Here is a 324-nt window from a genome sequence, read left to right as displayed (position 1 = left end):
GCCCGGCTACTACCAGCGGCTGGACGCCGCCGGGAAGGTGACCGCCGACAGCTGCTGCGCCGACACCGCACCCGAACACGCCATGATGAACAAGCTGGTCGTCGACCCGGTGGTCACCTGGGCGAAGCAGTAGCGGGTGGACGGCTTCCGCTTAGACCTGATGGGCCTGGACCGCAAGTCGACCATGCTGGATGTGCAGTCGGCGCTGCGCGGGCTGACGACGGCCGAGGTCGGCGTCGAGGGGAAGGACAGCTTCTTCTACGGCGAGGGCTGGAAATTCGGTACGGTCGCAGGAAACTCACGCTTCGTCCAGGCCATTCAGGA

The 324-nt window shown here is 66.0% G+C and carries 1 protein-coding gene; it reads left to right on the top strand.

Features of this window, described 5'->3' with window-relative positions:
* Window positions 1–136: 136 nt before the first annotated feature.
* The coding region (locus UK12_RS42405) for a hypothetical protein (RefSeq protein ID WP_197085427.1) at window positions 137–324 on the top strand (188 nt) is incomplete at its 3' end.

The organism is Saccharothrix sp. ST-888, assembly GCF_000955975.1.
GTDB lineage: Bacteria > Actinomycetota > Actinomycetes > Streptomycetales > Streptomycetaceae > Kitasatospora.
Note: the sequence above shows the minus strand (reverse complement) of the source record. Positions and strands in the feature narration are given on the sequence as shown.